27 protein-coding genes are annotated in these 26,360 nt (G+C 69.5%); 9 read left to right on the top strand and 18 right to left on the bottom strand.

What is annotated here, in order from left to right; translation table 11 throughout:
* Positions 1-44: 44 nt before the first annotated feature.
* The 6 genes from HCA44_RS13760 to HCA44_RS13735 all read right to left on the bottom strand — a co-directional run bounded on the left by HCA44_RS13760 (position 45) and on the right by HCA44_RS13735 (position 6,103).
* On the bottom strand, positions 45-476 hold the full coding sequence (locus HCA44_RS13760; RefSeq protein ID WP_169649239.1) for a hypothetical protein: 432 nt from the start codon (positions 474-476) through the stop codon (positions 45-47).
* A gap of 14 nt (positions 477-490) precedes the next feature.
* Positions 491-649, bottom strand: a complete 159-nt coding sequence (locus HCA44_RS13755) for a hypothetical protein (RefSeq protein ID WP_169649237.1) — start codon at positions 647-649, stop codon at positions 491-493.
* An 84-nt stretch (positions 650-733) separates the two neighbouring features.
* Positions 734-1,597, bottom strand: coding sequence for an N-acetyl-1-D-myo-inositol-2-amino-2-deoxy-alpha-D-glucopyranoside deacetylase (mshB, locus tag HCA44_RS13750; RefSeq protein ID WP_169649235.1), 864 nt, complete (start codon positions 1,595-1,597; stop codon positions 734-736).
* On the bottom strand, positions 1,594-3,480 hold the full coding sequence (locus HCA44_RS13745) for an ABC transporter family substrate-binding protein (RefSeq protein WP_346764711.1): 1,887 nt from the start codon (positions 3,478-3,480) through the stop codon (positions 1,594-1,596). The genes mshB and HCA44_RS13745 overlap by 4 nt, the downstream gene beginning before the upstream one ends.
* Positions 3,481-3,568: 88 nt before the next feature.
* The gene (gene typA, locus HCA44_RS13740) at positions 3,569-5,464 is read right to left on the bottom strand and encodes a translational GTPase TypA (protein ID WP_169649234.1); all 1,896 of its coding nucleotides are present in this window, start codon (positions 5,462-5,464) and stop codon (positions 3,569-3,571) included.
* Between the two features lie 183 nt (positions 5,465-5,647).
* Positions 5,648-6,103 carry an NUDIX domain-containing protein gene (locus tag HCA44_RS13735; protein ID WP_169649464.1) on the bottom strand — a complete coding sequence of 152 codons (456 nt, stop codon included), beginning with the start codon at positions 6,101-6,103 and terminating at the stop codon, positions 5,648-5,650.
* 16 nt (positions 6,104-6,119) lie between these two features.
* On the opposite strand from HCA44_RS13735, the gene HCA44_RS13730 reads away from it, so the two are divergent.
* Entirely contained in the window at positions 6,120-6,407 is a 288-nt protein-coding gene (locus tag HCA44_RS13730) for a 4a-hydroxytetrahydrobiopterin dehydratase (RefSeq protein WP_169649232.1), read from the top strand.
* Here the strand turns inward: HCA44_RS13730 and HCA44_RS13725 are convergent.
* Positions 6,352-7,635, bottom strand: coding sequence for a mannosyltransferase (locus HCA44_RS13725; protein ID WP_346764726.1), 1,284 nt, complete (start codon positions 7,633-7,635; stop codon positions 6,352-6,354). The two genes, HCA44_RS13730 and HCA44_RS13725, sit on opposite strands and share 56 nt — an antisense overlap.
* Positions 7,636-8,090: 455 nt before the next feature.
* On the opposite strand from HCA44_RS13725, the gene HCA44_RS13720 reads away from it, so the two are divergent.
* Positions 8,091-8,822 carry a hypothetical protein gene (locus HCA44_RS13720; RefSeq protein WP_169649460.1) on the top strand — a complete coding sequence of 244 codons (732 nt, stop codon included), beginning with the start codon at positions 8,091-8,093 and terminating at the stop codon, positions 8,820-8,822.
* Positions 8,823-8,908: 86 nt separating this feature from the next.
* Positions 8,909-9,232, top strand: a complete 324-nt coding sequence (locus tag HCA44_RS13715) for a hypothetical protein (protein ID WP_169649230.1) — start codon at positions 8,909-8,911, stop codon at positions 9,230-9,232.
* 29 nt (positions 9,233-9,261) lie between these two features.
* Here the strand turns inward: HCA44_RS13715 and HCA44_RS13710 are convergent, their stop codons facing one another.
* The 3 genes from HCA44_RS13710 to HCA44_RS13700 form a co-directional block, all read right to left on the bottom strand.
* Entirely contained in the window at positions 9,262-9,975 is a 714-nt protein-coding gene (locus tag HCA44_RS13710; RefSeq protein WP_169649228.1) for a DUF1906 domain-containing protein, read from the bottom strand.
* Positions 9,976-10,038: 63 nt separating this feature from the next.
* The gene (locus tag HCA44_RS13705) at positions 10,039-10,962 is read right to left on the bottom strand and encodes a restriction endonuclease (protein ID WP_169649226.1); all 924 of its coding nucleotides are present in this window, start codon (positions 10,960-10,962) and stop codon (positions 10,039-10,041) included.
* A gap of 55 nt (positions 10,963-11,017) precedes the next feature.
* Positions 11,018-11,551 (bottom strand): OmpA family protein, encoded by a 534-nt coding sequence (locus HCA44_RS13700; protein ID WP_169649224.1) that lies wholly within the window; start codon positions 11,549-11,551, stop codon positions 11,018-11,020.
* Between the two features lie 124 nt (positions 11,552-11,675).
* On the opposite strand from HCA44_RS13700, the gene HCA44_RS13695 reads away from it, so the two are divergent.
* Positions 11,676-12,842 carry a winged helix DNA-binding domain-containing protein gene (locus HCA44_RS13695; protein ID WP_346764710.1) on the top strand — a complete coding sequence of 389 codons (1,167 nt, stop codon included), beginning with the start codon at positions 11,676-11,678 and terminating at the stop codon, positions 12,840-12,842.
* A gap of 9 nt (positions 12,843-12,851) precedes the next feature.
* Here the strand turns inward: HCA44_RS13695 and HCA44_RS13690 are convergent, their stop codons facing one another.
* Positions 12,852-13,631: a CPBP family intramembrane glutamic endopeptidase gene (locus HCA44_RS13690; RefSeq protein ID WP_169649220.1), complete on the bottom strand. Its 780-nt coding sequence runs from the start codon at positions 13,629-13,631 to the stop codon at positions 12,852-12,854.
* Positions 13,632-13,767: 136 nt separating this feature from the next.
* On the opposite strand from HCA44_RS13690, the gene HCA44_RS13685 reads away from it, so the two are divergent.
* Positions 13,768-15,465 carry a fumarate hydratase gene (locus HCA44_RS13685; RefSeq protein WP_169649219.1) on the top strand — a complete coding sequence of 566 codons (1,698 nt, stop codon included), beginning with the start codon at positions 13,768-13,770 and terminating at the stop codon, positions 15,463-15,465.
* Between the two features lie 55 nt (positions 15,466-15,520).
* On the opposite strand, the gene HCA44_RS13680 is transcribed toward HCA44_RS13685, so the two are convergent.
* The 3 genes from HCA44_RS13680 to HCA44_RS13670 are packed head-to-tail and all read right to left on the bottom strand — an operon-like array spanning position 15,521 to position 16,782.
* A complete protein-coding gene (locus HCA44_RS13680; protein WP_169649217.1) occupies positions 15,521-15,916 on the bottom strand; it encodes a hypothetical protein in 396 nt (131 codons plus the stop codon).
* Positions 15,917-15,972: 56 nt separating this feature from the next.
* Positions 15,973-16,557 (bottom strand): mismatch-specific DNA-glycosylase, encoded by a 585-nt coding sequence (locus HCA44_RS13675; RefSeq protein ID WP_169649216.1) that lies wholly within the window; start codon positions 16,555-16,557, stop codon positions 15,973-15,975.
* A 12-nt stretch (positions 16,558-16,569) separates the two neighbouring features.
* Positions 16,570-16,782 carry a DUF4287 domain-containing protein gene (locus HCA44_RS13670; protein WP_169649214.1) on the bottom strand — a complete coding sequence of 71 codons (213 nt, stop codon included), beginning with the start codon at positions 16,780-16,782 and terminating at the stop codon, positions 16,570-16,572.
* A gap of 137 nt (positions 16,783-16,919) precedes the next feature.
* Between HCA44_RS13670 and HCA44_RS13665 the strand changes: the two genes are divergently transcribed.
* Positions 16,920-17,897, top strand: coding sequence for a sigma-70 family RNA polymerase sigma factor (locus HCA44_RS13665; protein WP_346764709.1), 978 nt, complete (start codon positions 16,920-16,922; stop codon positions 17,895-17,897).
* On the opposite strand, the gene HCA44_RS13660 is transcribed toward HCA44_RS13665, so the two are convergent.
* Positions 17,860-18,471, bottom strand: coding sequence for a carboxymuconolactone decarboxylase family protein (locus HCA44_RS13660; RefSeq protein ID WP_169649212.1), 612 nt, complete (start codon positions 18,469-18,471; stop codon positions 17,860-17,862). The genes HCA44_RS13665 and HCA44_RS13660 overlap by 38 nt on opposite strands.
* 190 nt (positions 18,472-18,661) lie before the next feature.
* Between HCA44_RS13660 and HCA44_RS13655 the strand changes: the two genes are divergently transcribed.
* Positions 18,662-19,495 carry a methyltransferase domain-containing protein gene (locus HCA44_RS13655; protein WP_169649210.1) on the top strand — a complete coding sequence of 278 codons (834 nt, stop codon included), beginning with the start codon at positions 18,662-18,664 and terminating at the stop codon, positions 19,493-19,495.
* A gap of 79 nt (positions 19,496-19,574) precedes the next feature.
* Entirely contained in the window at positions 19,575-20,471 is an 897-nt protein-coding gene (locus HCA44_RS13650; RefSeq protein ID WP_346764708.1) for a PE-PPE domain-containing protein, read from the top strand.
* On the opposite strand, the gene HCA44_RS13645 is transcribed toward HCA44_RS13650, so the two are convergent.
* Positions 20,426-21,382 (bottom strand): alpha/beta hydrolase family protein, encoded by a 957-nt coding sequence (locus HCA44_RS13645; RefSeq protein ID WP_169649206.1) that lies wholly within the window; start codon positions 21,380-21,382, stop codon positions 20,426-20,428. The genes HCA44_RS13650 and HCA44_RS13645 overlap by 46 nt on opposite strands.
* A 292-nt stretch (positions 21,383-21,674) precedes the next feature.
* Between HCA44_RS13645 and HCA44_RS13640 the strand changes: the two genes are divergently transcribed.
* Positions 21,675-23,129, top strand: a complete 1,455-nt coding sequence (locus tag HCA44_RS13640; RefSeq protein WP_169649456.1) for an MDR family MFS transporter — start codon at positions 21,675-21,677, stop codon at positions 23,127-23,129.
* 159 nt (positions 23,130-23,288) lie between these two features.
* On the opposite strand, the gene HCA44_RS13635 is transcribed toward HCA44_RS13640, so the two are convergent.
* A complete protein-coding gene (locus HCA44_RS13635) occupies positions 23,289-24,218 on the bottom strand; it encodes a hypothetical protein (RefSeq protein ID WP_169649204.1) in 930 nt (309 codons plus the stop codon).
* On the bottom strand, positions 24,215-26,350 hold the full coding sequence (locus HCA44_RS13630) for a CapA family protein (protein WP_169649202.1): 2,136 nt from the start codon (positions 26,348-26,350) through the stop codon (positions 24,215-24,217). Before HCA44_RS13630 ends, HCA44_RS13635 begins: the two co-directional genes overlap by 4 nt.
* Positions 26,351-26,360: the final 10 nt, after the last annotated feature.

Raw genomic sequence — 26,360 nt, 5'->3', positions numbered from 1 at the left:
TTTACGGCGTCCTGCAGGAATGCCGGCACGGAGCGACTACCCGGCTACCCGTGCCGGGAAACAGCAGCAGGCTGGTGCCCCGCCGCGACGACGGCGCGCATGCTCGACAACCACAGATACGCCAGCGCGGGGACGAGCCCCACGACGAACAGCAACAGCGTCCACGGTGTCGCGAGGAGGATCACGTCGCCTCCCGGACCGCCTGCCATGCACAGGACGAAACCGACGAGCCACGCGGCGAGCGGAGCGAATGCGGTACGCACACGCGGCGTGACGGCTCGTACGCCCATCACGAGCAGCACGTTGACGACGCCCGCGGCCACGATCGCGATCGGAAACGGCGTGCCGCCGAGATAGGCGGGCAGGAACAGCGCCGAGAGCACGGCACACAGGAAACCGTCGAACACCAGCACCGCCACCGCGGCGGCGCGCAGGCGCGAGCGCTCAGGACCGGTCTGCGGCGGACTGCTGGTCATTCCTCAATTGTGGGTCATGGAACCGGCGGGTAGCCGAGCAGGGTCAGCAGATGGCTCTGCGTGTCGGCGAAGTGGTAGAGCGCGCTGTAGTACATCTCGTGCTGCTGCGCGAAGAACGGTCGTTGAGTGTCGACGAACGCGACGATCGCATTCTGGACGTCCCAGTTGAACATGCGCCCTCCCCGTGACGGTGACTGTCGACACAGTGTAGACGCCCTATGGCGCACATCACAGAGGAGGGTGGGTGGCGTCCGGGATCACATGTCGAGACCACCGAACAGGTCCGTTTCGCGTCCGGCCGCGTCGACGGGACCCGCAGCGCCCCGGCCGAGCACGAAATACTCGGTCGTCAGGACCGGCTGGGCGATGCGATTGGACAGCGCGAACTCGGGCCCCACATCGGACAACTCGATCTGCGTCGCATGCGCGGCGAATGCGGCTCGCTTCGCGACGAGGTGGTCGCGGACGTCGACCTGCGCGGTCACGAGGTGATCGGCGAGGCTGGGCAGCTCGCCCGGTTCCGGCAGCCGCCAGTGCTCCGGAATGCGACCGATGCGGCACACGCCGTCCTCGACGGCCGATGCCTCGGCGACCGTCCAGTACATCTTCGGCACGTCCCACCCCCGCTCCGCCGCCACGTCGACGGCCGCGCGCGTGACCTCGTGGGCGCGGACGTGATCGGGATGGCCGTAGCCACCGTCGGCGGCGTACGTGACGACCACGTGCGGGCGGAGCTCGCCGATCACGTCGGCGACGGCGTCGATCACGCGGTCGCGGTCGGCGGCGACGAATGCGCGCGGGTGCCGAGCCGACGGGGTGCCCGCCATACCGGAATCGCGGAACCGGCCCGCGCCACCGAGGAACCGCGGCGCCCCGACGCCCAGTGCGGCGAGCGCCGCGGTGAGCTCTGCGATGCGATAGCCACCCAGTTGATTCGCCTCGTCGGCCACGAGCTGCGACCAGCGCTCGCCGATGACCTCGCCTTCCTCGCCGAGCGTGCACGTGAGCACGGTGACCTCGGCCCCCTCGGCGACGTACCGCGCGATGGTGCCGCCCGTCGTGAGCGTCTCGTCGTCGGGATGCGCGTGGACGAGCAACAGGCGCTTGCCGAATGCGGTCACGGCGTCTCCCGCTCCCACAGCGCGGCGTCGGCGAACACTCCGGACGGCAGTACACCGGTGAGCGTCACGCCGCCCGCGGACGGGCCCGCGGCAACGGCCGTCCGATCCTGGAACAGCGGCGCGACCGTCGCGAGCCCCCACAGCCGGGCGTCGAGGTCGCGCAGCGTCGCGGTGACGTCGCCGTCGCCGCGCAGTGCCGCGGTGAGCGCGGGCTGCACCGTCGGATCGCACAGGCCGGACAGGTTCGACGGCGCATCGCGTTCGGCGTCGAGATCCTCGGACGTCTCATCCGGGGCCACGGTGTCGGTCGTCTCGGGGTCGTCCGGGTCGGGCGTGCGGGACGGTGTGGCGCCGTCGGACGGCGTCGCCTCGTCACGGGCGGCCGCCTCGGGGATGCACGCGAACCGCGACGCGACCGCCGTCGCGGGATCGCCACCCGCGCGGTTCCAGCCGACGACCGCGTCGACCGACTCGTCGGTGAGTGCCTCGCTGTAGAGCTCTTCCGCCTCGACGGCCTCCACGGAGGCGTCCACGCCCGCTCCGCGCAGCTGGTCGACGGCGGTGTTGGCGACCGCGGCCGCGACCTCGTCGCCGATCGGGACGCCGATCGTGAACCGCAGCGTCTCGTCGCCGCGCACCAGCTGCGTGCGGGTGGGTTCGGGTTCACGTTTCGGTGTCGCGGTCCCCGTGGGCGTGCTTGCGGTCGTGGTGGCCGAGCCTGCGTCCGCGTCGCCGCTGCTCGTGTCGCCGAGCACGTACCCGGCCTCGGCGAGCAGCGCGAGCGCGTCGTCGCGGGTGGGCCGGGGCGGTGCCGAGGGTGCGTACGCCGGATCGGACGGCGCGAAGACGAGCGAACGTGCCTGCGCGGCATCACCACCCGCCCCCACCGCTGCAAGCAGGTCGGTGTCGAGGAACGCCAGCAGCGCCCGACGCACCCGGATGTCCGCGAGCGCGGGCACGCGCCCGTTGAGCATGAGCTCCATCATGCGGGGCTGGAAGGTCTGCCCGGTGCGCACGTCGGGAATGGCCGCGAGCTGCGCCGACGTGGGAGCGCCGCCGCGGGTGACCGCCACCTGCGCGTCGCCCGTGCGCATCGAGTCGGCGAGCTGCGACGGCGTGCCCGCCCGGCGCAGCAGGATCTGCGACGGCACCGCGGGTGTGCCCCAGAACCGGTCGTTGCGTTCGAGCAGGATCTCGTCGCGGCCGCGGTCGATCGACTTGACGTGGAACCACGAGCCCGACACCGGGATGCCGTCCATCAGCCCCGTCTCGAATCCTCCAGGCGAGTCCTTGATCAGGTGCGACGGCAGCAGATCGGAGAACAGCTCGCGCCACGCCGGGTACGGCGACTTCATGACGACCGTGACGGTCTTGCCGCCACCGGACGAGCGGACGTCGTCGATGAGCCGGTAACCCGCGGGGTCGACGACACCGGGTTTGCTGATCATCTCCTGCCACAGATAGCGGAAGTCCTCGGCCGCGACCGGTGCGCTGTCGGACCACTGCGCGTCGGTGCGCAGTCGGTAGGTGATCGTGAACGGCGCTTCGGACGTGACCTCGGCTGAGACGAGCAGCGACGGGTCGGGCACGCGCTGCACCTCGCCCGGCCGATCCGCGACAGGCGCGGTACGGAACGGGCTCGGCAACACCAGCGACGAGACGGCCGCGTTGGCGGGCGACTGGTCGGCGAGCAGGTGCGGGTTGAACCCGTTGCCGACGTCGTCGATCGCGACGACGAACGGCTCGCGCTCCGTGGTGGGCACGATCGGCTCGGGAGTCTCGGTGCTCTCGACCGGCGGTGGCGGGTCCGCGGTGCACGCCGTGAGCAGGAGCAGCGCCACGAGCGTGGCCAGCCCCCCGACCAGCACCGATCCTCTTCTCACACCGAACCCCTGATCACGTCACCGCTCTCCACGAACCGTCCCGTCTTCCGACTGTCGTTGTTGCCGCGGACCCGCCGCCGAAGGCAGGTTAGAGCGCTGCCTTGTCGCGCTGCTTGGCGCGTGAACGCTCGCGCGCACGCTCGGTGGCGTTCAGGTGCAGCTTGCGGACGCGGACGATCTCCGGCGTCACCTCGACGCACTCGTCTGCGGCGCAGAACTCCATCGCGCCTTCGAGGGTCAGCTCGATCGGCTTCGCGAGGGTCTCCGTCGCGTCGGCCGTCGCCGACCGCATGTTGGTGAGCTTCTTCTCCTTGGTGGCGTTGATGTCGAGGTCTTCGGCGCGCGGGTTGATACCGACGACGTGGCCCTCGTAGGTCTGGGCACCGGGCTCGACGAAGAAGGTGCCGCGGTCGGCGAGCTGGATCATCGCGAACGGAGTGACGGTGCCCTGTCGGTCGGACACGAGCGAACCGGTGTGCCGGGCCCGGATCTCGCCCGCCCAGGGCGCGTAGCCGTGGAAGACCGCGTTCGCGATGCCGGTGCCGCGGGTCTCGGTGAGGAAGTCGGTGCGGAAGCCGATGAGTCCGCGCGACGGCACGATGAACTCCATGCGCACCCAGCCGGCGGCGTGGTTGTTCATCTGCACCATCTTGCCCTTGCGCGCGGCGAGCAGCTGCGTGATCGAGCCGAGGTGTTCCTCGGGAGTGTCGATGGTGAGCTCTTCGTACGGCTCGTGGACCTTGCCGTCGATCTGGCGCGTGACGACCTGCGGCTTGCCGACGGTGAGCTCGAAGCCTTCGCGGCGCATCTGCTCGACGAGGATCGCGAGCGCGAGCTCGCCACGCCCCTGGACCTCCCACGCATCGGGCCGTCCGATGTCGACGACCCGCAGCGACACATTGCCGACGAGTTCGGCATCGAGACGCGCCTTGACCATGCGCGCGGTGAGCTTGTGCCCCTGCACTCGTCCGACCAGCGGCGACGTGTTGGTGCCGATCGTGATCGAGATGGCGGGCTCGTCGATGGTGATCTGCGGAAGCGCGACGGGATTCTCCGAGTCGGCAAGCGTGTCGCCGATCATGATCTCCGGGATGCCGGCGACGGCGACGATGTCGCCCGCGACGGCCGACTCGGCCGGATGGCGCTCGACGCCTTCGGTGGCGAGCAGTTCGGTGATCTTGACGTTCTTGACGCCGTCCTCGTGCATCCACGCGACGGTCTGGCCCTTGCGCAGCTCACCGTTGTGGATGCGCACGAGCGCGAGACGGCCGAGGAAGTCGGACGCGTCGAGGTTGGTGACGTGTGCCTGCAGCGGTGCGGACACGTCGCCCTTGGGGGCCGGGATGTGCTCCATCAGCACGTCGAACAGCGCATCGAGGTTCTCGGCGGCGGGTGCCTGGCCGTCCGCTGGCTGCTCGGTGGATGCCTTGCCCTCACGGCCCGAGGCGTACAGCACGGGCAGGTCCAGCATCGCCTCGGCGGCCGTCGCGGCGGCGTCGTCGAGATCGGACGCGAGGTCGAGCAGCAGGTCCTGGCTCTCGGTGACGACCTCTTCGATGCGGGCGTCGGGGCGGTCGGTCTTGTTGACGACGATGATGACCGGCAGCGACGCGGCGAGCGCCTTGCGCAGCACGAACCGGGTCTGCGGCAGCGGGCCTTCGGACGCGTCGACGAGCAGCACGACACCGTCGACCATCGACAGGCCGCGCTCGACCTCGCCACCGAAGTCGGCGTGGCCGGGAGTGTCGATCACGTTGATGACCGTGACCGTGCCGTCGGCGTTGTGGCGGTGCACGGCGGTGTTCTTCGCGAGAATGGTGATGCCCTTCTCGCGTTCGAGGTCTCCCGAGTCCATCACGCGGTCGACGAGTTCCGCGCGTTCCGCGAATGCTCCCGACTGACGCAGCATCGCGTCGACGAGGGTGGTCTTGCCGTGGTCGACGTGCGCGACGATGGCGACGTTACGGAAGCTGGTGGTGGACACGCGTGAGCTCTCCTGGCTGGGTCGATTTGCCACGCGGGGCTTGCGGAGGAACGCAGGAGCACCGTCGTGCGGCTGTGGGCGGCCGTGCTCGGCACACGCCCCGGGCTCGTCCCGGAGTGTGCAGCGGGGGCGACCTCCCACGGTGAGCAACAGGCCGACCACGCATACGCGGCCGGACTCATCCTACCCGCTCGTAGGTGGCCGACCGTGCGGTGGTGATTCCAGCAGCGCGACCAGGTCCGGCAGCCAGGCGCGATCGTTGGGCACGAGGTCGGCCTCCTCGAGTCCGGGACGGTCGACCCAGCGCACCGCCGCATGCTCGAGCGCGGCGGGCTCGCCTGCCACGAGCTCGGCGCGATACGCGCGCAGCACCATGCCGCCCGGAAGCGGCACGTCGGCTCCCACCCGGCCGTGCGCGCGCGCGTCGACGCCGAGTTCTTCGGCGAGCTCGCGTCGTAGCGCGGCCGACGGCCGCTCGCCCGGCTCGACCTTGCCGCCGGGCAGCTCCCACAGCCCGGCGAGTTCGGCCGGGCGGGTGCGCTGCGCGAGGAGCAGCAGTCCGTCGCGGACGATCGCCGCCGCCACCACTTCCCGCGGATCGTCGGGATGTGCCCGACCCGTTGCATGTGCGTGCGGCATCGTCACATCATGGTTCATGGCCGAATTGTTGTCCGACGGCGAGATCGACGCGGGACTCGCCGAGCGGCCCGGGTGGCGTCGCAGCGGTGACGAGCTCTCGCGCACCGTCGAATCCGAGTCGTTTCCCGCGGCGATCGACCTCGTGCGCAGAGTCGCCGAGGTCGCCGAAGAGCTGAACCATCATCCCGACATCGACATCCGCTGGCGCAAGGTCACCTATCGCGTCACCACACACTCCGCGGGCGGCATCACACAGCTGGATCTGGATCTGGTGTCGAAGATCGACGACCTGATCGCTTCGTGAGTCCCGCTTCTCCCCTTCGGCGCGCACCCTTCGCGCCGCCCACGCCGCGCTCCGTCCACGCGAGCCACACGAACGTCGCGAGCGCGCCGAGGACGTCGACGGCGCCGATCCACGCGAGCAGCCCGGGCCGCGACACGATCCAGATCGAGTCCTGGAAGAACGACAGCACCCACGGGACACCCACGAGGGACGTCACGAGCCAGTAGCCGGCGAGGATGCGGGCGCCCAGGCGGTGTCGGTAGCGACCGTGCACGAGCCACACGAGCAGCGGCACGACCCATACCCAGTGGTGCGACCACGAGATCGGCGAGAGCAGCAGACCGAACAGTTGCACGATCAGCAGCGTGCCGAGCCGGTCCGCCGCGCCGATCGCGCGCCACGCGAGCACGGCGAGCACACCCGACACGGCAACGGCCGCAGCCCACGCGAGTCCGGAGCCGACGTCGTGCCCGACGAGCCTGCTGAGCGCGCCGCGCAACGACTGGTTCCACACCGACCCGACCGGGCCGATCCGGTCGGCGTCGCCGAGGAGAGTCGTGAAGTATTCGTGCGCGGCCGAGCCCACGAGCAGGTAACTGAGACCGACCGTGCCGGCGAACGTCACGGCCGACGCGACCGCCGCTGCCCACCTGCGCTGCCCGGCGAGATACAGCCCGGTGACCGCGGGCGTGAGCTTGACGCCCGCCGCGAGGCCGACGAGCCCACCGGCGAGCCACCAGCGCGTCGTACTCGCGGCGCCGACGGCCGCCAGCGCGAGGAACACGTTGACCTGGCCGTAGTCGAGAGTGGTGCGCACCGGCTCGGTCCACAACCCGACCGCGGTCCAGACCGCGGTGAGTTCGAGCCAGCGCCTGCCCTGGACGCGCTCGCCGAACAGCAGGCGCAGGCTCAGCCACACCAGTGCGAACAGCGCCGCGGCGATGAGAAGTTGCCAGCCGACACCGACCACCGGAAACGGTAGGTAGTGCAGTGGGTAGAACACGAGGGCCGCGAACGGCGGATACGTGAACGGCAGCGGGAAGTCGGGCGTCTCTTCCGAGTACGTGTAGTCGTACAGGTCGCCGTCGAACAGCGAGCCCGACCCGTCGACGTACACGTGGAGGTCGACGAGGTTCATGCCGTTCGGCGTCGCGAGCGTCCACACGAGACGCGCGGCGATCGACACCACGAGCAGCACGGGCGACCACCGCAGCACGGTGCGCAGTCGCGCACCTGCCCGGCCGCGCACGCCTGCACCCGGAAAGAAGTCGTCGGCTTCCGGAGTGGAGGTACTGCGGTCGGACACTGTTCTGTGCACTCCCGGTCGGTCGTCGGGCGATGACAGCACGAGGGCACGCGCCCACCGCTCCGCATCGAGGGGTCCGAGACAGCCTAGACGTACTGCCGTGACCGCTTCGTGCTCACCGGCGCACTCCGATGACCGCTCCGCCGTAACGGAGTCCGTTCACATCCGTAACAGTTGCATCACCAGCCCCGAACACAACTCGTGGGTAGTCGTATGGTCACCAGCGAGTCACCACAAGGATCGCTATGCCATACACTCCCTGCGGGACCGGGCGCCGTGCGGGCGTGCCGCCCCGGGGGACGTTGCAGACGAGCGGCCCCGAGCCATGACACGTGGACCGGATTTTCGTCCGCGCTGTACGACCGAAGGATGGGAAGACCGTGCTACGAACCCGAGGAATGCGCCGGGGCGTCACCGCCCTCGCGATAGCGGCGGCAGCCACGTTCGCGGTGCCGGCACAGGCATTCGCACAGCCCACCCCGCCCCCGGTGCCCGAAGGTGTCCCGATCGACGCACTCGCGTCGCTCGCGCCGGCGATCATCGGCGCAGCAGCGGGCCCCACCGACGTCGCCGACGGTCAGACGGCGCTTCTCGACCAGGTCCGCACGCTCCTCGACACGCCGGGCATTCCGCCCGAGATCAAGTCGACGCTCGAGCGGGTCATCACCTTCCTCGACGGGAGCGGCGGCGGTGGCCCCGACATCCCGCAGAACGGCCCGGTCATCGCGCAGTTCCTCTACCCCACGCTCGGCGCGGGCTGCATCGGCCCGGACTCCGACGCGATCGGCACCGCGCTCGCGGTTCCCGGCCCGGCGCACCTGCCTCCTCCGGGTCCGGCCGCGGGCGAAGCCGGTTTCGTGTTCACCGCACTCGGCACCGCGCCCGCCACCGACCAGCAGGGCCTGTCGGTCGACTGGATCAACATCGACACGCAGCAGCGGGGCAATGTGCCGCTCACCAACCAGGCGCGCATCAATCCCGACGGCCCGGCCACCCTCTCGGGCATCGGCCACACGGGTTCGGGCCGCGTGCTCGCGGTCATCTCCGGCGAGATCACGACGCAGCCCGAGGGCGAAGCACCCATCACGTGCTCGTTCCTCCCGGTCGTCGGCATGTTCCACGTCGCCTGACAGTTCGACACACAACGGAGCGGGTCACCTCGACAGGTGACCCGCTCCGTTCGTTTATCCGGAGTGCGTGCGTGGTATCCGCGCGCATGCCTCGACTATCCGACAATGCACTCCGCCACCGCGCCCGGTCCCCGCACTCGATCCTGTCGATCGGATCGGTCGGCTCGATTCTGTCGATCGGGTCCGCGTACTCGATCCTGTCGATCGGCAGCTTCGGGTCGATCCTGTCCTTCGGATCGATGACGTCGTTCGCGTCGGCGCTGAGCACGGGGTCGTTCGCGAGCGTCGGCTCCGCGTTCTCCGCGCTGTCGCGCCGATCGTTCATGGCGTTCAAGGGCGACGGCGCCACACCTGCGACGCGCCCCCGCCTCGTCGTGGTGTCGGACGACGAGGAGTCGCCTCAGACGTGATCGTCACGTCGACACTGCCGTCAGGCAGTTCACCACTGCCCGTATGCGGATTTCAGGATCGAGTTGCGGTCGATGCCCACGCCGTCGACGCTGCGTTCGTCGATCTCGAACTGGTGCAGATGCGCGGCGGGATGCACGTAGCCTTCCGGGGTTCCCCAGTCGTGCTGCCAGTACCACGAGCCGAGGCCCGCGACGAGCGCGAGGTCGATCGTCACGGAGTTCGCGTAGACCCCGGTGTTCGCCTTGCCGAGCACGCTGTGCCAGCCCTGTAGGTACGGAGCGATCATCGTCGCGAAGTCGATCGGGCTCGGATTGTCGTCGATCGACGCGTAGATCGGCACGTCGTCCGGGCCGCCGGCTGCGCGGTGCAGCTCCAGGCCACGCTGCGCGTGGTCGACCCCGGCCTGGTAGCCGCCGCGCCAATCGGCGGTCTCGCCCTTGCCGTACTGGTAGCACGACACGATGGCGAGCCCGGCCTCGCGGAGTTCGTCGGCTTCGTCGGCGCGCATCGGCTTGCCGGTCATCCACTCGGCGCCCGGACGGCGGTCGGACACGTACCGGATGACGCCCGCGTAGCCGGCCTCGGCGATCGCGGACGCCGACGGCACACCGCCGGAGTAGTCGATCAGGGTGCCGAGGCTCCGCGCGCCCGCGAGCGGCGTGCGTACCCCGACGGCGCCGAGGCCCGCGAGGGCGGTACCGGCTGCGGCGTATCGGAACAGGTTGCGTCGTGAAACAGGCACGAATCGAATTGCACCACAGCCACACGCACCTCGTGGGCCACTTCGGCAACCCGGTGTGCGCCGCTACTTCGGTTCGAGCGAGGTGAAGTACTCGGTTTCGATCTCCACGTCCTCGACGACGCGGGTGCGGGTGGTGACGCCCAGTGAGTGTTCCTTGAACAGCTCGCAGAGCCGATCGCCGTCGATGAGATCGATCGGCGGCGCGCCGTCGCGCTTCGCCTCGGCCCGCGCGTCGCCGGTGAACGTGCCGGTGGTGATGAGCAGGCCCTTCTCGCCGCGCCCGGACATCGCACCGCGGAAATCGCGGACCGCGCGGGCCTCGACGCTGCCGCTGTAGCGGCGACACTGGAAGAACACCGGAAAACTCAGCAGCGACACCTGATACAGCCCCAAGCCTTCGACATCGCCGTCGGCATTCCGGCCGGTGACCGACGCACTCGAGAAGCCCGCCTCGCGCAGCAACCTCTGGATCAGCCGCTCGAATGCGTCGGGCGACATCTTCAGGACCGTCTCGAGCAGCCGGTCCTTCCAGTCGACGTCGTTCTCGGCTTCCGCGATCGCGGCGTCGGGCTCCTCGACGGGCGTGTCCTCGGCCGACGCCGCACGACGCGACGCGGCACGCGCCGACTTGCGCGCCGCATTCTTCTTGCGATTCTCCGCCGAGAATTCGGCGTGCAGCGGCCGGATGTCCTTTTCGGTGACCTCGCGGCCCTTCTCGGTGACACTCCAGACGCCGCGGCGACTGTTCGTCAGCAGACCCATGCCTTTGAGATAGGTGCGCGCCCACGCGAGCCGGTACTCGATCTCGGTGCTCGGGCCGTCGCCGTGCAGCACGGCCTGCACCTCGGACGACAATGCCTCGCGCTCGATGACGGCGCTGTCGAGTTCGTCGTTGGACGCCGATCCGCCCAATGCGATCGCCGTCTGCAGCGCTGGCCAGAGCAGGTCGACGTACTGAGGAACGGTGGCGGTCATGCCGACAAGCATGCCGCAGCAGCCCGCGGGCGGTGACGGCTGGTCCCGCCCGGGGCCGGCGGGCGGGTCAGCCTTCGCCGCCGACGACGAATTCGACCTTGTCGACGTCGACGTCCGGCGAATCGGGGTCGCCCTGCGCGGTGACCGTGAGGCGATCCTCGGCAACACCCTCGTCGACGAGCTTGCCCTTGACCGCGTCACCCCGCGCCTGGGCGAGTGCGTCCGCGTCGTCGCCGCTCGCGTACGTCTTGATCTCGACCTTGTCGTCGCCGGTCTTCAAGGCCGTCGCGACCGCCGTGAGCGTCACGTCCTGCATCGTGCCGAGTTCGGCGCTGCCCGCGTCGAAGGTGACGGGTGTCTTCTCGATCACCGAGTTGACGCCGTCGCGCACCGAGTCGCCAGCCGAGTCGGTCGCGGACTCGATGCTGCTCTTCGCGCCTTCGGTGGAATGTTCGTCGTGGTTCTGTTCCTGGCTGGTGGCCTCGCCGCCGTTGCCGGAGTCGTTGCCCGAATCGTCCGAGCACGCGGCACCTGCGAGAGCGATGGACACCGCCGCGACACTCGCGACGGCGGTCTTGCGAAGGGTTGTCCTGCGGGTCATGGAAGGCCCCTTTCGTCCGGTCGAGCACTGCACGTGGTCCTGTGTTCGGACGATAGAGCGTGAAGCGCGGTGTGTGGGGCCGACCGGCGCGCAGAATCGACGCGGAGGCGCGATACTCCGGTACGTGACCTCGACGACGCGGAAACAGGTCGTGCGCTGGCGCGTACGCGCCCACGAACTCGACCGGGAGCCGCCGACAACCGCGGAGCAGCACGCACCGGCTGGGTGCGCCCTGCTCGACCTGGGCATTCAGAACACCGGTCCGGACGGTGCGCGCTGGGCCCTGTGTCAGCGCGGCTACGCGGTGACCCCCTCCGTGCAGACCGACGACGAGGAAGGGGGCGGTACGGAAAGCGACGACGGCCTCGCCCTCGTGTGGACGCTGCGCGGCGCACCGCACTACTACCGCCGCCGCGATCTACCAGCCGTCGCGGTGGCCACGGCGCCTTTTTCGGACGCCGACGCGGCCAAACGCATCTTCGACGCGAACCGCCCCCTGAAGGCGGCGGGTATCACCGCGCTCGACGCCCTGCGCGTCGTGGCGCGCGAGATGCGCGACATCGTGCGCACCCCGACAGTGAAGGGCGAGGTGTCGGCGCAGCTCACCGCACGGCTGCCGGAGCCGTATCTACGATTCTGCCGTCCGTGCGATGCCGTGCACGTGTACGAGCAGCCGTTCCGCCTCGCCGCGCTGCACGCGGGACTCGCACTACGACCCGGCACTTCTCCCCCGGTACTCGAACGCATCGCCGGCTGGGATATCGAGCCGTTCGCGTCCGGGGTGCGCGACCCACGGTTCGACGTCATCCGTGGGTATCTGCACTTCTACGGTCCGAGCGACCCGAAGACGGTCGCCGCGTATCTCGACGCGCCCGTGCGCGACGTCAAGGCGCACTGGCCCGCCGATGCCCAGTCGGTCACCGTCGACGGTGAGCGGCGCTGGATGCTCGCCGACGACATACCGTTGCTCCTCGACTCGCCGGAGACGAACAATTCGGTGCACCTGCTCGGCCCGTTCGATCCGTATCTGCAGCTGCGCGATCGGGGACTCCTCGTCCCGGATGCGGCGCATGCCAAGCAGCTGTGGCCGACGCTCGGACGGCCGGGCGCGATCACCGTGGACGGCGAGATCGTGGGTGTGTGGCGCCCACGGAAGGCCGGGCGCACGCTGACCGTCGAGGTGACGCCGTGGACGACGCTGCGCGGTGCGGCCCGCGACGGCGTGACCGAGCAGGCTCAGCGGCTCGCCGGGTTCCGCGGTCTCGCCGCGGCGGAGGTCCGCGGCCTGTGACGGCAGGTGTCAGCCCAGCGTGACGTGCCAGACGAGGGCCGCGGCGAGAGCACCGAGACCGTTGAGCGACCAGTGCAGTGCGATCGGGGCGATCAGGCTGCCGCTGCGCCTGCGCAGCCACGTGAACACGAGACCGGCGAGGCCGGTGGCGACCACGGCGCCCGCGACGCCGAGGGCCTGGCCGAGCACCCCACCACCGAGGATCTCCGACAGTCCGGCATTGCCCGCGGTGAGCCCGAGCGACGACGCGACGTGCCACAGGCCGAACAGCAGCGACCCGGCCGCGAACACCCCGCGCGCGCCGTACGCGCGTTCGAGCGTGCCGTGCAGTGCGCCGCGGAACGCGAGTTCCTCCGGAATGACGGTCTGCAACGGGATGACGACCATCGACGCGACGAGTGCGCCCGAGATCGTGGCGTAGCGGTCGGCCATGAAGAACGGGCGGGTCGCGGGGATCGCCGCACCGATCGCGATGACGGTCACGACGGCGGCGACGGCCGCGAGCGCGTACAGCGTGCCCTTTTTGAGGTGACGCGGCGACAGTCCGAGTTCGTGCCAGCCCAGACCGCGCCTGCGGGTGAGCACCAGGAGGACCGCCGCGGCGACGGGCACCGTCGCGATACTCGCCCATGTCGTCGTGAAGTGGGCGATCAGATTGGTGCCGACCAGCACGGCCACCACGACGGCGATGTCGATGTAGGCGGTCGTCCGACTCCACTGCTTCTCGGTGCCGAGGCTCCCCGGCGTCTCGGTGGCGGGTCCGTCGGCTGTCGCGGGTGTCGGCTGCATCCCGTCCAGTTTACGGACCCGTGCCGGTTCTGCTCGAGAAGCACGCCACACCTGCGTGCCGACCCTGCGAGGGGCGGGAAAACCGGCCAGTTTAACCTGAAACCGACCTTCGTACGCGTGCTTGCAGGAGAAGATGATGGCGGATTTCCTCTACGAGGACCTGTTGCCCATTGGTGAGGATCCCACCGAGTACCGGCTGCTCACCACCGAGGGGGTGTCCACCGTAGAGGGGCCAGGCGGCCGCACGTTCCTGCAGGTCGAGCCCGAGGCAATGCGGCTTCTCACCGAAACCGCGATGCACGACATCTCGCACTACCTGCGCACCGATCACTTGAAGCAGGTCGCGAAGATCCTCGACGACCCCGAGGCGTCGAACAACGACAAGTTCGTCGCCCTCGACCTGCTCAAGAACGCCAACATCGCCGCCGGTGGCGTCCTGCCGATGTGCCAGGACACCGGCACCGCGATCGTGATGGGCAAGCGCGGCCAGCACGTCCTGACGCCGGGCGACGACGAGGAAGCCATCGCGCGCGGCGTCTACGACGCCTACACGCGGCTGAACCTGCGCTACTCGCAGAACGCCCCGCTGACCATGTGGGACGAGAAGAACACCGGCTCCAACCTGCCCGCCCAGATCGAGCTGTACGCCGACACCCAGGCCGGCCACGAGAACGCCTACAAGTTCCTCTTCATGGCCAAGGGCGGCGGATCGGCCAACAAGTCGTACCTGTATCAGGAGACCAAGGCGATCCTGAACCCGGACTCGATGATGCAGTTCCTCGAGGCCAAGATCCGCTCGCTCGGCACCGCCGCGTGCCCGCCGTACCACCTGGCGATCGTCGTCGGTGGCACGTCCGCCGAGTTCGCGCTCAAGACCGCGAAGTACGCGTCGGCGCACTACCTCGACGAGCTGCCCACCGAAGGCGCGATCACCGGCCGCGGGTTCCGCGACCACGAACTCGAGAAGCGCGTATTCGAGCTCACCCAGCAGATCGGCATCGGCGCGCAGTTCGGCGGCAAGTACTTCTGCCACGACGTCCGGGTCGTCCGTCTCCCCCGGCACGGTGCGTCGCTGCCCGTCGCCATCGCGGTCTCCTGCTCGGCGGACCGTCAGGCCAAGGCCAAGATCACCCCCGAGGGCGTGTTCCTCGAACAGCTCGAGTTCAACCCCGGCAAGTTCCTGCCCGAGATCACCGACACCCAGCTCGACGCCGACACCGACGGCATCTCGGGCACCGGCAAGGGCGCGGCTGTCAAGATCGACTTGACCAGGCCGATGCCGGAGATCCTCGCCGAGCTGTCGAAGCACCCGGTCAAGACCCGCCTGTCGCTCACCGGGCCGCTCGTCGTCGCACGCGACATCGCGCACGCGAAGATCAAGGAGCGCCTCGACGCCGGCGAGGAGATGCCGCAGTACCTCAAGGATCACCCGGTGTACTACGCCGGACCCGCCAAGACGCCGGACGGGATGCCGTCGGGTTCGTTCGGTCCGACGACGGCAGGCCGCATGGACTCGTACGTCGAGCAGTTCCAGGCCGCGGGCGGCTCGATGGTGATGCTCGCGAAGGGCAATCGCTCGAAGCAGGTCACCGACGCGTGCGACGCGCACGGCGGCTTCTACCTCGGGTCGATCGGCGGCCCGGCCGCGCGTCTCGCGCAGGACTGCATCAAGAAGGTCGAGATCGTCGAGTACGAAGAGCTCGGCATGGAAGCGGTGTGGAAGATCGAGGTCGAGGACTTCCCCGCGTTCATCGTCGTCGACGACAAGGGCAACGACTTCTTCGCGCACACCGGCGAGGTGACGCTCACGATCGGCAAACGTCCCGGCATGTGAGCCGTGAGCACTCTGCGAGTCCCTGGACTCGCAGAGTGCTCACGAGCGGGTGCGGTCAGTTCCAGAGGGCGGCGACGAACACGTTGACGATCGCGAGGACACCGATCGCGTGCACCATGTTCGGGTTGACCACCGCGACCGCCGCCTGTGCGGGCGCACCGTCCGCGGGAGTCTCGGTGGCACGGTTCTGCTTGCCTCGCGTCATCTCGGCGAGCGCCAGCACGACGAGCGACACGACCAGCTTGACCGCGATCTTGACGTGGTCGTAATCCTTGTCGAGCGCACCTTCGCCCAGGCCGACGAGAATCAGCCCGGACAGGAACTGGATGCGGGCACCCCACACGATCGTTTCCGTGACACGTGGGGCGCGCAGCACCACGAAATAGCCACCGACCAGGGCCGCCAGACCGAGCATGTGGCAGACCACGAACAAGTTGTACAAAAAGGACATGACGTTACTCTAGCCGGACGCGAAATGGGGGCCCTCCTACTTTCGGACGGTCTCGCTCAGCCGCCCTCCGAGCCGAGAAGCGAGATCCCGGCGGCACGAGCGGCCGTCGCGTACCAGCGTGCGAGCGTCGCGACGCTCTCGTGCGCGTTGAGCCCGCTCGGATTCGGCACCACCCACAGCTGAACGCCCTCGATGTCGTTGTCCTGCTTCCCGACCCGTGCGCGAGGCACACCGAACGCGGTGCGGTACGCGCTGATCCCGAGTACCGCGACGACGCGGGGCGACACCCGCGCGACGGTCTCGTGCAGTCGTGCCCGGCCCGCACGCAACTCGTCGGCGGTCAGTTCGTCGGCACGAGCCGTCGCGCGCGGCGCGAGGTTCGTGATGCCGACTCCACGGGACACGAGCAGTTCCCGATCGTCGTCGGACATCCCGTTCGACGCGTCGATCCGCCGGTCCACGATCCCCGCCTCGTACAGCGCGGGGTAGAACCGGTTGCCCCGCCGGGCGAAATGCGCGCCGACGGCGGCGGTCCACAGCCCCGGGTTGATCCCGACGACGAGCAGCGTGCAGCCAGGTCCGATCAGATCGGGAACGAGCGTGTCCCGGTACGACTCGAGTTCGGCGCGCGTGAAACCCATCCGGCCACGATCTCACGCGCCGCCGGAGTCCTCGCGAAGAGTGTGCGCGACAAGGGCGTTCGCGTGTCCGTGGCCGATGCCGTGCTCGTTCTTCAGCATCGCGACCAGTTCCATGTGCCGACGCGGACCTGCCGCACGGATGATCTGCTGCCAGTGCTCGATCGGCCTGCCGTACTTCTTCTCGATCGAGGGAAAGTACGACGCGGGGCCTTGGACATCCGACATGAGTTGCTCCTGTTCCGACGGCGGCGCTCGCCGCCCGTCGAAAAGTAGACCTGCGGCGACGCGCATTGTCATCGCGCTCATCCGACCTGACCGCGTCGCGGCCACTCGCACGCGCGACGGACCTAGACTCGATTCTCGTGACCGTCGACGCGAGCACGTTCGAGGAGCACCGCGCGTACCTGCTGGGTGTCGCGTATCGGCTGACGGGCAATGTGTCCGACGCCGAGGACGCCGTGCAGGAGGCGTGGCTGCGGCTCGACCGCGTGGACGAATCCATCGACAACCTGCGGGCGTGGCTCACCACGGTCGTCGGACGGCTCTGCCTCGACCACCTGCGTTCGGCGGCGGTGCGCCGCGAGAGCTACATCGGGCAGTGGCTGCCCGAACCGATCGTCACCGACCTCGGGGGCGCACGCAGCGACGACCCGCTCGAGTCGGTCGTGCGGGACGAGGACGCCCACCTGGCGGCGATGGTCGTGCTCGATGCGATGCCGCCGGCCCAGCGTGTCTCGTTCGTACTGCACGATGCGTTCTCGGTGCCGTTTTCCGAGGTCGCCGCGCTGCTCGGGGTGTCCCCCGCCGCTGCCCGCCAACTCGCGTCGCGGGGCCGCCGAGCGGCCGCGTCGACCCCGCCGCCCGCATCGCCCGCCGAGCACGCCGACGCGGTGCAGCGTCTCGTCGAGGCACTCGCCTCGGGCGACCTCGACCGGATCGTCCGTACGCTCGACCCGGACGTCGTCTCCATCGGAGACGCCAACGGCACCACCAAGACCGCACCCAATGTGATCCGTGGCCCGGAGAAGTTCGCGCGCTTCTTCGTGGGACTCACCCGCATGTACGGCGTGGAGGCACTGATGACCCGCACTCCCGTCCTCGTCAACGGCCGTCTGGGTTTCTACGGCGGCATGGTCGAGGGCGACGGCACGCACCCGCCGATCGCGCCGCGCATCACGGGCTACGCGGTACGCGACGGGCGGGTCTGTGCGTCCTACGACGTCGCGAACCCCGAAAAGTTCGGGGGCATCCTCCTGCCCGAGGCCGCACGGCCGGAGTCCGGGCCGCCGGGGTCCGGGCGGCTCAATCCTGCACAGGCGCGACGGCCGCCGCAGCACTGACATCCGCGTCGGTCGCCCACGGCACGCGGCACGCGTCGGTGCTGAATCCTTGGTCGGTGATGCCGAGCGCCGAGTACGTGCGCGCACGCTGGTTCTCCAGCCCGATCTCGTGGGCGAGTTCGACGGCTCCGGCCGTGCCGAACCGTGCGACGAGCTCGCTCACCTGCTCGTCGGTCACGGTCGTCGGCGTCGCGGTCATCGCGTCGGCGAAGGCGATCGCGGCACGCTCGTCGTCCGAGTAGTGCGGCGAGGTGCGATAGTCCGCGATGTCGCGCAGGCGTTCGATGTCGAGGCCGTCGAGCCGCTGCAACATCGCGCCGAAGTCGACGCACCAGGAGCAGCCGACGGTCCACGCGACGCGGTAGACAGCGATCTCGCGGACATTGCTCGGCAGGACGGTCGCGGCCTTCTCGTCGGCCAGTTCGGCGACCGCGGCGGCGAAGAACAGTTTCGGATGGTGCGCACTCACCGCGAACGGTTCGGGTACGACGCCGTACCTGCGCTGCGCGAACTTGTAGGCGAGCTTGACCAACGGGTTCGCGTCCTGCGGCGCGACTCCTGCGATGCGAGCCATGGCGTTCTCCTTCGTGATCCGGTCGAGTGCTTCTCGAATGGGAGACGAAGCCGCATTCCGGAATGTGACAGCACGACCGGTGAGACAGCGCGACCGGTGAAACAGCGCGACCGGTGAGACAGCGCCACCGGTGAGACAGCGCCGTCGAAGTGCCGTGTGCGTCCGCGGGCGGCGACATAGCCTGAATGGCATGGCAGCGTTCCACGAAAGGCCTGCATTCGACGAAGGCCCTGCCTGGATCCGGTATGCGGACGTGATCGACGACGAGCTCGCACCCGTCACCTCGGCGATGCTCGGCGCGGCGGCGCCCGCGGACGGCGAGTCGGTGCTCGACGTCGCGGGTGTCACGGCGGGTGTCGGACTGGCCGCAGCGGAACGGGTCGGCAAACGCGGGCACGTCGTGATCGGCGACCGCGTGCCTGTGCTCGTCGCAGCCGCCCAGGAGCGTGCGACGCGCCGCAGCCTCACGCAGGTGTCGACCCGGATCCTCGTGCTCACCGACCTTGACGTGCCCGCGTCCGAGTTCGATGCCGTCGTGTGCCGGTTCGGATTGCTCACCGAACCCGGCTCGGCTGCCGCCGCGATCGACGAGATGGTGCGGGTCCTGCGGCCGGGTGGCCGACTCGCGGTCGCGGTGTGGGGCCCGCGCGCCGACAACCCGTGGTTGGGCGTCGTTCTCGACGCGTTCGACGCGGTGTCGGGTTCCGCGCCGCCGCGCGCCCGCGACGTGTTCGCATTCGGTTCCGCCGGGGCGCTCGAGTCGCTGCTGTCCGTTCCCGCCTTCGCACACAGCGAGGTGCACGACGTCGACGTCGTCGTGCACGGCCTGTCCTTCCCGTCGTGGTGGGAACGCACACTGGCGCTGCACGGATCGATCGCGTCGGCGCTCGACGCGCTCGACGAAACGACACGCGCGGCGATCACCGCGCACGTCGAGCGCCGGCTCGGTGACTATCGCGCGCCAGGACCCGCCGCCTTCGCCCTGCCGGGGATCGCCCGCGTGGGCACGGCGCACCTGCGCTGACACCGCACCCGCGGCGGCTCTCATGCGCTTCTCAGCGTCCCGTCATCTTCGTCCGAGCTTCGGGCGGCAGCCTGGTGGTGTGGCAGTCGAGGTGACGGTGCTGGCGGTCGGTGGAACCGGCGAGTCGTATCCGGGTGACGCCCGGCATGCGGTGACGGGAATGCTGCACGCCGTGACGCACGCTCTCGACGATCGATTCGCGGCGCGCTGGGTCGGCTATCCCGCGTCGTACGGACCGGTCGCGACCGGTGGCTCGAGCTTCCGTGACAGCGTCGCTGCAGGCGTCGCGAACCTGCGCGCCGCACTCGACGACACCGCCGGGCCGGTGGTCCTGCTCGGCTACTCGCAGGGCTGCACCGTCGTGCGGCACGTACTGGGGCTGCGCGCGGACGGCGAGCCCGTGGGTGAACACGTCGTGGGCGCCGCGCTCGTGTCGGATCCGCAGCAGCCGGTGTCGGCGGACGATCGGCGCCGAGGTGTGGCGGGCGACGGACCTGCGTTGCCGCCGATCCCTGTGCTGTGGGTCGGTCACCCGCGGGACATGATCTGCAACGCGAGCGACGACAGCCTCGTCCGCGACGTCGCGGACCTCACGGCATGGATGTCGTGGGAGGACCGGAGCAGGTGGCGACGCGAAACGTGGCGCGCACTGCGGGGCCACCGCATGCAGAACTCGCCGAAGACTCGTGTGCATCCACGGCAATGGGTGCGCGACGTGCGCCGGCTCCGCACCGCGGCACGCGAGGTGGCGGGCTATCTGCCGCGCACGCTGCGCTGGCGGAAGCTCGTGGTGCGCAATCCGCGCGGCGGACGGCATGTGTCGTACGCGACCGAACCGTTCGATCGGCGCGGGACGACGGGGTGCGGCATGGTCGCCGAATGGCTGAGGGTGCAGGCGACGTTCGGCTTCCCGCCGCCGCACCCGTCCGGTCAGGCCCCGATGCTCGGTGCGATCGTGCCGAACCACGCCTCGTAGAGCCGGTCCTGCCAGTAGTTCCACCAGTGGATGCCGTTGCCCTCGATGTGCGTCTGGACGCGCGCACCCGCGAGCTGGGCAGCAGGCACGAACGTCTGGCTGCTGATGCCTGCGGCCATCTCGAGCGGCACCATCTGCGCGAACCACACCGGGTCGAATTCCGGGCTCAGCGGGTTGACCGACGGATCACTCGTGGGCGAGCCGAGGCCGGCCGAGATGTAGACACCCTTGTCCCGCAGTGCGCCGACGTTGGTGAGCGGATCGTTCTCGAACCAGCGCGGCGACGGCCAGAAGCCCCACATGTTGGTGGGATCGCCGCCCATCTCGGCAACCGACATCTGGATGCCCTGCGCGAAACCGGGCGTCGCGGCCGTCGGGTAGCCGCTGAACGACGCGACGGCCTTGTAGAAATCGGGGTGCTTCGATGCGAGCGTGAGCGCCGACGTGCCGCTCATCGACAGGCCCGCGATGGCGTTGTTGACACCGTCGCTGCCGAACTGGCCTGCCATGACGCCCGGCAGTTCGCGCGTCAGGAAGGTCTCCCACTTCTGACGGCCGAGCTTCGGGTCGTCGCGGTCCCAGTCGGTGTAGAAGGAGCCGCCGCCGCCGAACGGGATCGCGACGTTGACGTGCTTGTCGGCGAAGAACTGCTCGACATTCGTGTTGATGAGCCAGCCGTTGTCGTTGTCGGGTGCCCGCAGACCGTCGAGGAGGTAGAGCGTGGGGGCCGGGCCGCCGCCTGCCGCGCGGAGCACCTTGACCGGGATGTCCTTGCCCATGGAGGCGGAGTGCACGTACGTGAGGGTCGAGTCCGCATGTGCGACGGCGCTGCCGGAGAAGACGGCTGTGAAGCCGGACAGCAGAACCGCAACCACACCCAGTACGAGAGTCCGAACACCACGTTTCACCATCGAAAAGGTCCTTCTGGTCCGAGCCGACACGAGACTGACCGAGTGAGAGTAACAGCCGAATGTGCGCCCGGCAGTGCACATCTGCAGGATCGTCACGCTACCTATGCGCAGCTGTGACCCATCCCACACTGCTGGAATCGGGACGCCCGGCGAGAAAACCGTTCGCGTCGAGTCGGTACCGACAGATAGTTTCGTTTCCCTACCTGCGCGCGGTCGGACCTGTCGAACACCGCGTCAACCCCGTACGAAAGGCGCCGACGTGCCCGACCACGCCCTGACCACACCCGCCGACATGTCGCCGGCCGAGCCACGGGCCGAATCGCCCCCGCACGCCGAACGGCTCAGCCGTCCACACGTGCTGCTCATCGCGGTGCTGTTGGTCGCGGCGTTCGTCGTCGTGCTCAACGAGACGGTCATGAGCGTCGCGATTCCCGTGCTCCAGACCGAACTGGGGGTCGCGCCGAGCGTCGGCCAGTGGCTCACCACCGCGTTCATGCTCACGATGGCCGTAGTCATCCCCCTCACCGGCTTCCTGATCCAGCGCATCCCCACGCGCACCCTCTTCGTTCTCGCGATGTCGCTGTTCACCGGCGGAACGCTCCTCGCCTTCGTCTCACCCGGCTTCGCGGTGCTGCTGCTCGCGCGCGTCGTGCAGGCATGCGGCACCGCGATCATGTTGCCGCTGCTGATGACCACGATCATGACGATCGTCCCGCCCGCGCGACGCGGCGCGATGATGGGCAACATCTCGATCGTGATCGCGGTGGCACCCGCCCTCGGTCCCACGATGTCCGGGTTCGTCCTGGACCATTTCGGCTGGCGATGGATCTTCGGCTTGGTCGCGCCCATCGCCGTTGCCGCACTCGTGCTCGGTGCCCGCTATGTCGTCAGCGTGTCGGAAACGACGTCCGCGCGCGTCGATCTCGTGTCGGTTCCCCTCGCGGTGCTCGGTTTCGGCGGCCTCGTCTACGGCCTCGCGGGCGTCGGCGAGTCGGCCGAGGGCGGCAGCGGCGTGCCGGTGTGGGTGCCGTTCGTGGTCGGCGCGGCCGCGATGGCGGGCTTCGTCGCGCGGCAGCTCCGGTTGCAGCGACACGACCGCGCACTGCTCGACCTGCGAGTGTTCGCCGCGGGCCAGTTCTCGATCGCCGTCGTCGCGATGCTGCTCGGCATGGCGACGATGATGGGCACGTTCATCATCATCCCGTACTTCGCACAGACCGTGCTCGTCCTCGATCCGCTCCAAACCGGTCTCATCACGCTCCCCGGCGGTCTCCTGATGGGGCTCGCGGGTCCGCTCATCGGCCGCATCTACGACCGGCGAGGCCCACGTGTCCTCGTCGTGCCCGGCGCGATCCTCGTCAGCGCGGCCGTATGGATGCTCACGGCCGTGTCGACGTCCACGGGCATCGGGTACCTGCTCGTCGCCAACACGCTGCTGTGCCTCGGCCTCGCGGCCACATTCACTCCGCTCATGACGTCCGGCCTCGGCGCCGTCGACGAGCACCTGTACGCGCACGGCTCGGCAGTCGTCGGCACCTTCCAGCAGGTGGCGGGCGCCGCGGGGACGGCACTGTTCGTCACCGTCATGACGGTCGTCGCCGCAGGCTCGAGCGCACCCGAGACGTCGCCGGAGGCCGTCACCGAGGGTGTGCGGGCCGTGTTCCTCGTCGGCGGGCTCGTGTCGTTCGTTCTCATCGCCGCGTGCCTGTTCGTCCGCAAGCCGAAAGACGCCGTGCTGCACGCGTAATGCGGCACGTGTTCCGGTCACGTGTGTCGTTCGTGGCCTCCTCGGGCCGGAACCTCCCGTTCCCCGCGGCGAACGGGAGGTTCCGCAGACATCGTTCGAGTAACTTCCGGGGAAACCGCCCTCTCGGCGAAACTGCCAGTCCCGCTCTACGCGTGACGTCTACCCGACGCCCGAGGCACGGAGCGACTCGGCGATCACGCGCATCAGCTCACGGCGTTCGGACCTGTCGTTCCTGATGTCCTGGTCGACTTCGATGTGGACGAAGTCCGCGCCACGCGCACGGGCGGAGATCGCCTGCACATTCGTGGTCGCGGCGAGCGCGGCACACTTCTTGCCGTCGTACGTACACGTGTCGAAGCCGTTGTCCTCGAGGTCGTCGGCGAGTCGGCGCACGACCGGCGACGGCTGGTCGACGGTGCTCGACAGCACCACCTCGCCCAAGTCGTCGTCCTTCTTGCCACTGTCGTGGTTGTCCGACGAGAAACCATGGATCTGCACGACCGTCGTCCCCTTCTGCACGACGGCATCGTTGACGGCCGCGAACGTCGTGTCGCTGCGATGCGCGACGTCGGCGCTGTCGTCGCCTGCGCGGCGGTGCGCGCCCGCCATCATGAGCATGCGCGCATCGGTTTCGGAGAAGAGCTGCGCCCCCATGTGCTCGGTGTTCTTGTCGGCCACCGGATGCGGAATCTGCACGACGAGCGGCGAGGTCACGTCCCGCACGACGTACAGGCCGTTGCCCGCCGTCGGTTTCCCCTGCTCGACGAGCGCCGAGACGCCCGGCGACTCGCCGCCCGATTCGGCATTGCCACCGGAGATCGACACCGGTTCGAGGTCGTACGAGTCGAGCGAGGTGCTACCGGTGTCGAGGAGTTCGGCGACCCCTGCCGCGACCGCCTGCGCCGCCCCGGGAGAAGGCGGAACGTAGTTCGTCGACTCACGGTCCGGGGACGCGGCGACGACACGGTCGACCAGTGCGCCGAGACGTTCGGGCTCGCGAGGGGTGTCCTGCTCGGAGCACGACGCGACCGTCGACACGGCCGCGACCGCCGCGACGCCCCGAACGAGCGCGCGGTGGACAGCGTTCATTCGATTCCCGCTCCGTTTCCGACGAGGGGTCCGGACCCGCCCCCTCGGTCGTCACCGAAGCGGACGGTCGCCGGTTGTGCCGCCTCCACGGTATCGAAGCGACGGCCGCTCGATCCGGCAGGCGACCATGCGACCAGTCGGACGTCGTCGACCGCGAGCCGCGGCCCGCTGAGCGAATCGTCCGGCGGTCGCAGACGAACGAACGGCTGCGCCGCGACCACGCCGGGTGGCACGACGGCGTCGAGCCGGACCTGCGTGCAGTCGGCACTCGCCCGGTCGCCCTCCGGAACCGGCACCTCGACAGCGCCGACACTCCTACCCGAGAAGCCGTCGTACCACCGGAGCTCGAGCTCCGAACCGGGCGACGCCGAGCGGACGTCCGCGAGCAACGACAGCTGCTGCCCCGGTTCGACTCCGACTCGCCGCCCGGGGGTCGCGTAGACGTCCTGCGTACTCTTCGGGCTGCGCACGAGCTCGAGGCCCTTGCCTTCGGACGTGCCGTCGCCTTCGGTGTCACGGTCACGCGCGTCTGCACACGCCGCCGTCACGGTCGTGCGAGCAGCCTTGCCCAGTTCCCAGAGGTTGACGCCCTTCGCCGACGGGTCGGTGTCCTGGTCCTCGAAACGCCCCGAACCCCACAGGATGTCGTTGCCCACTCGGACTCCGGGCGGCGCGTCCCGCACGGACCAACCCGATGCCACGCGGTGCGGCTCACCGACCGGCAACGCGACGTCGGCTTCGCGGACGAATCCGCGCGGTTGCGTCGCGACCTCGACCCCGGGACCACCGAATCGCGCAGCCCCCTCGACCGAGCCTGCGGTGATCCGCGACGCCGCATCGGCGAGCGAGCCCACGACGGGCACCGGCCGTGATTCCTCGATCATCACGGGGTCGACACTGGTGTGCACCGGCCTGCCGCCCCGCACGTCGACCCGCAGCAGTTGCGACGGCGACGACTCCCAGCGTGGCCTGTCGTCGAGCAGGCTGCCTGTCGACTCCGCGATCACCGAATCACCCACCGTGCGCACGCCGCCGGTCACGCGCGGGTGCCCGCCTGCGACCACCGCCGCGCCCGCCGCCGCGGCGGCATCGGACATGCGCCGTACCGTGGGCGACTGCTCGCGCTGGTACTGGCTGCCGCCGTGGATCGCCACGACCACGGTGTCGGCCTTGCCCTTGGCGTCGCGCACCGCCCTTTCGATCTTCTTCGTCGAGCACTCTGCGGCGCCGCCGCGGTCGTCGTCCGCGACGTAGGGCACCGGGGTCTTCTCACCGTCGACGGTGGTACATCCGACGAACGCGACGTTGCCGGCGCGGCCGGGCACGACGGCAGGTGCCCACGCGTCGTCTTCCGTGCGTCCGGCGCCGAAGTGGACGATTCCGGCATCGTCGAGCGCGGACAGCGTGCTCTCCATTCCGGTTTCGCGCGCGTCGAATACGCGGTCGTTCGCAAGCGACACGACGTCGACGCCGGACATGCGCAACGCCTCGGCGGCTTCGCGCGCCGACGCGACGACGCTCGGCTTGGTCGGATGGAATTGCGGCGGTCGCGGCTGGTCCCCCGCCCGGGACGGATCGTCGACGAGCGGAGATTCCAGGTTGACGAGCGACAGGTCCGAATCCTGCAGCAGCGGAGCGATGCCGGACAGCAGGTCGGCGTGCTGGGCGGCGTCGGCGTGCTCGCCGAGTTGCGCGGGTGCGTCGCCGGAGGGCCGGTAGAAGCCGTCGCCGAACATGACGTCGCCACCGAACCGGAGCGCCGTGGATTCCACTGCCCGCGAGGTCAATACGATCCGAGCGGTCTCGCCCGGCTCGACCGCCTGTGTGCGTGCGAGGTGGTCGTCGGCTTCGGCGGACGCGAGCGCAGCCGAGGACAGTGGCAAGGTGAACGTGCCGTCGTCGGCGCTGCGCACGACCTCGCCACCGACGCGCACGCTGGCCCCCTCGATCGGCGTGCCAGCCTCGTCGACGACCGTCCCGTGCGCCGCCTTGTCGTAGTCGACGTCGTCGGGCACCGCACTCTCGGGTAGCTGCAGTGCAGCGGTCGCAGCCACGCCGAGCACGACCGCCGTCGCCCCGATCGGCAGTACCCAGCGACGGATACGTCTGCCGCGTGTGTCGTTGTCGTCCACGAAGTGCCTT

The sequence above is a fragment of the Rhodococcus sp. HNM0569 genome, assembly GCF_012726205.1.
Classification (GTDB): Bacteria; Actinomycetota; Actinomycetes; order Mycobacteriales; family Mycobacteriaceae; genus Rhodococcus_F.
Note: the sequence above shows the minus strand (reverse complement) of the source record. Positions and strands in the feature narration are given on the sequence as shown.

Bases quoted from the DNA above. Each gene is read 5' to 3' on its own strand.
- HCA44_RS13760 (WP_169649239.1), bottom strand. From the start codon at position 476: ATGACCAGCAGTCCGCCGCAGACCGGTCCTGAGCGCTCGCGCCTGCGC.
- HCA44_RS13755 (WP_169649237.1), bottom strand. From the start codon at position 649: ATGTTCAACTGGGACGTCCAGAATGCGATCGTCGCGTTCGTCGACACT.
- HCA44_RS13735 (WP_169649464.1), bottom strand. From the start codon at position 6,103: ATGCCGCACGCACATGCAACGGGTCGGGCACATCCCGACGATCCGCGG.
- HCA44_RS13730 (WP_169649232.1), top strand. From the start codon at position 6,120: ATGGCCGAATTGTTGTCCGACGGCGAGATCGACGCGGGACTCGCCGAG.
- HCA44_RS13720 (WP_169649460.1), top strand. From the start codon at position 8,091: ATGCGCCGGGGCGTCACCGCCCTCGCGATAGCGGCGGCAGCCACGTTC.
- HCA44_RS13715 (WP_169649230.1), top strand. From the start codon at position 8,909: ATGCCTCGACTATCCGACAATGCACTCCGCCACCGCGCCCGGTCCCCG.
- HCA44_RS13705 (WP_169649226.1), bottom strand. From the start codon at position 10,962: ATGCTTGTCGGCATGACCGCCACCGTTCCTCAGTACGTCGACCTGCTC.
- HCA44_RS13700 (WP_169649224.1), bottom strand. From the start codon at position 11,551: ATGACCCGCAGGACAACCCTTCGCAAGACCGCCGTCGCGAGTGTCGCG.
- HCA44_RS13690 (WP_169649220.1), bottom strand. From the start codon at position 13,631: ATGCAGCCGACACCCGCGACAGCCGACGGACCCGCCACCGAGACGCCG.
- HCA44_RS13685 (WP_169649219.1), top strand. From the start codon at position 13,768: ATGGCGGATTTCCTCTACGAGGACCTGTTGCCCATTGGTGAGGATCCC.
- HCA44_RS13680 (WP_169649217.1), bottom strand. From the start codon at position 15,916: ATGTCCTTTTTGTACAACTTGTTCGTGGTCTGCCACATGCTCGGTCTG.
- HCA44_RS13675 (WP_169649216.1), bottom strand. From the start codon at position 16,557: ATGGGTTTCACGCGCGCCGAACTCGAGTCGTACCGGGACACGCTCGTT.
- HCA44_RS13670 (WP_169649214.1), bottom strand. From the start codon at position 16,782: ATGTCGGATGTCCAAGGCCCCGCGTCGTACTTTCCCTCGATCGAGAAG.
- HCA44_RS13660 (WP_169649212.1), bottom strand. From the start codon at position 18,471: ATGGCTCGCATCGCAGGAGTCGCGCCGCAGGACGCGAACCCGTTGGTC.
- HCA44_RS13655 (WP_169649210.1), top strand. From the start codon at position 18,662: ATGGCAGCGTTCCACGAAAGGCCTGCATTCGACGAAGGCCCTGCCTGG.
- HCA44_RS13645 (WP_169649206.1), bottom strand. From the start codon at position 21,382: ATGGTGAAACGTGGTGTTCGGACTCTCGTACTGGGTGTGGTTGCGGTT.
- HCA44_RS13640 (WP_169649456.1), top strand. From the start codon at position 21,675: ATGTCGCCGGCCGAGCCACGGGCCGAATCGCCCCCGCACGCCGAACGG.
- HCA44_RS13635 (WP_169649204.1), bottom strand. From the start codon at position 24,218: ATGAACGCTGTCCACCGCGCGCTCGTTCGGGGCGTCGCGGCGGTCGCG.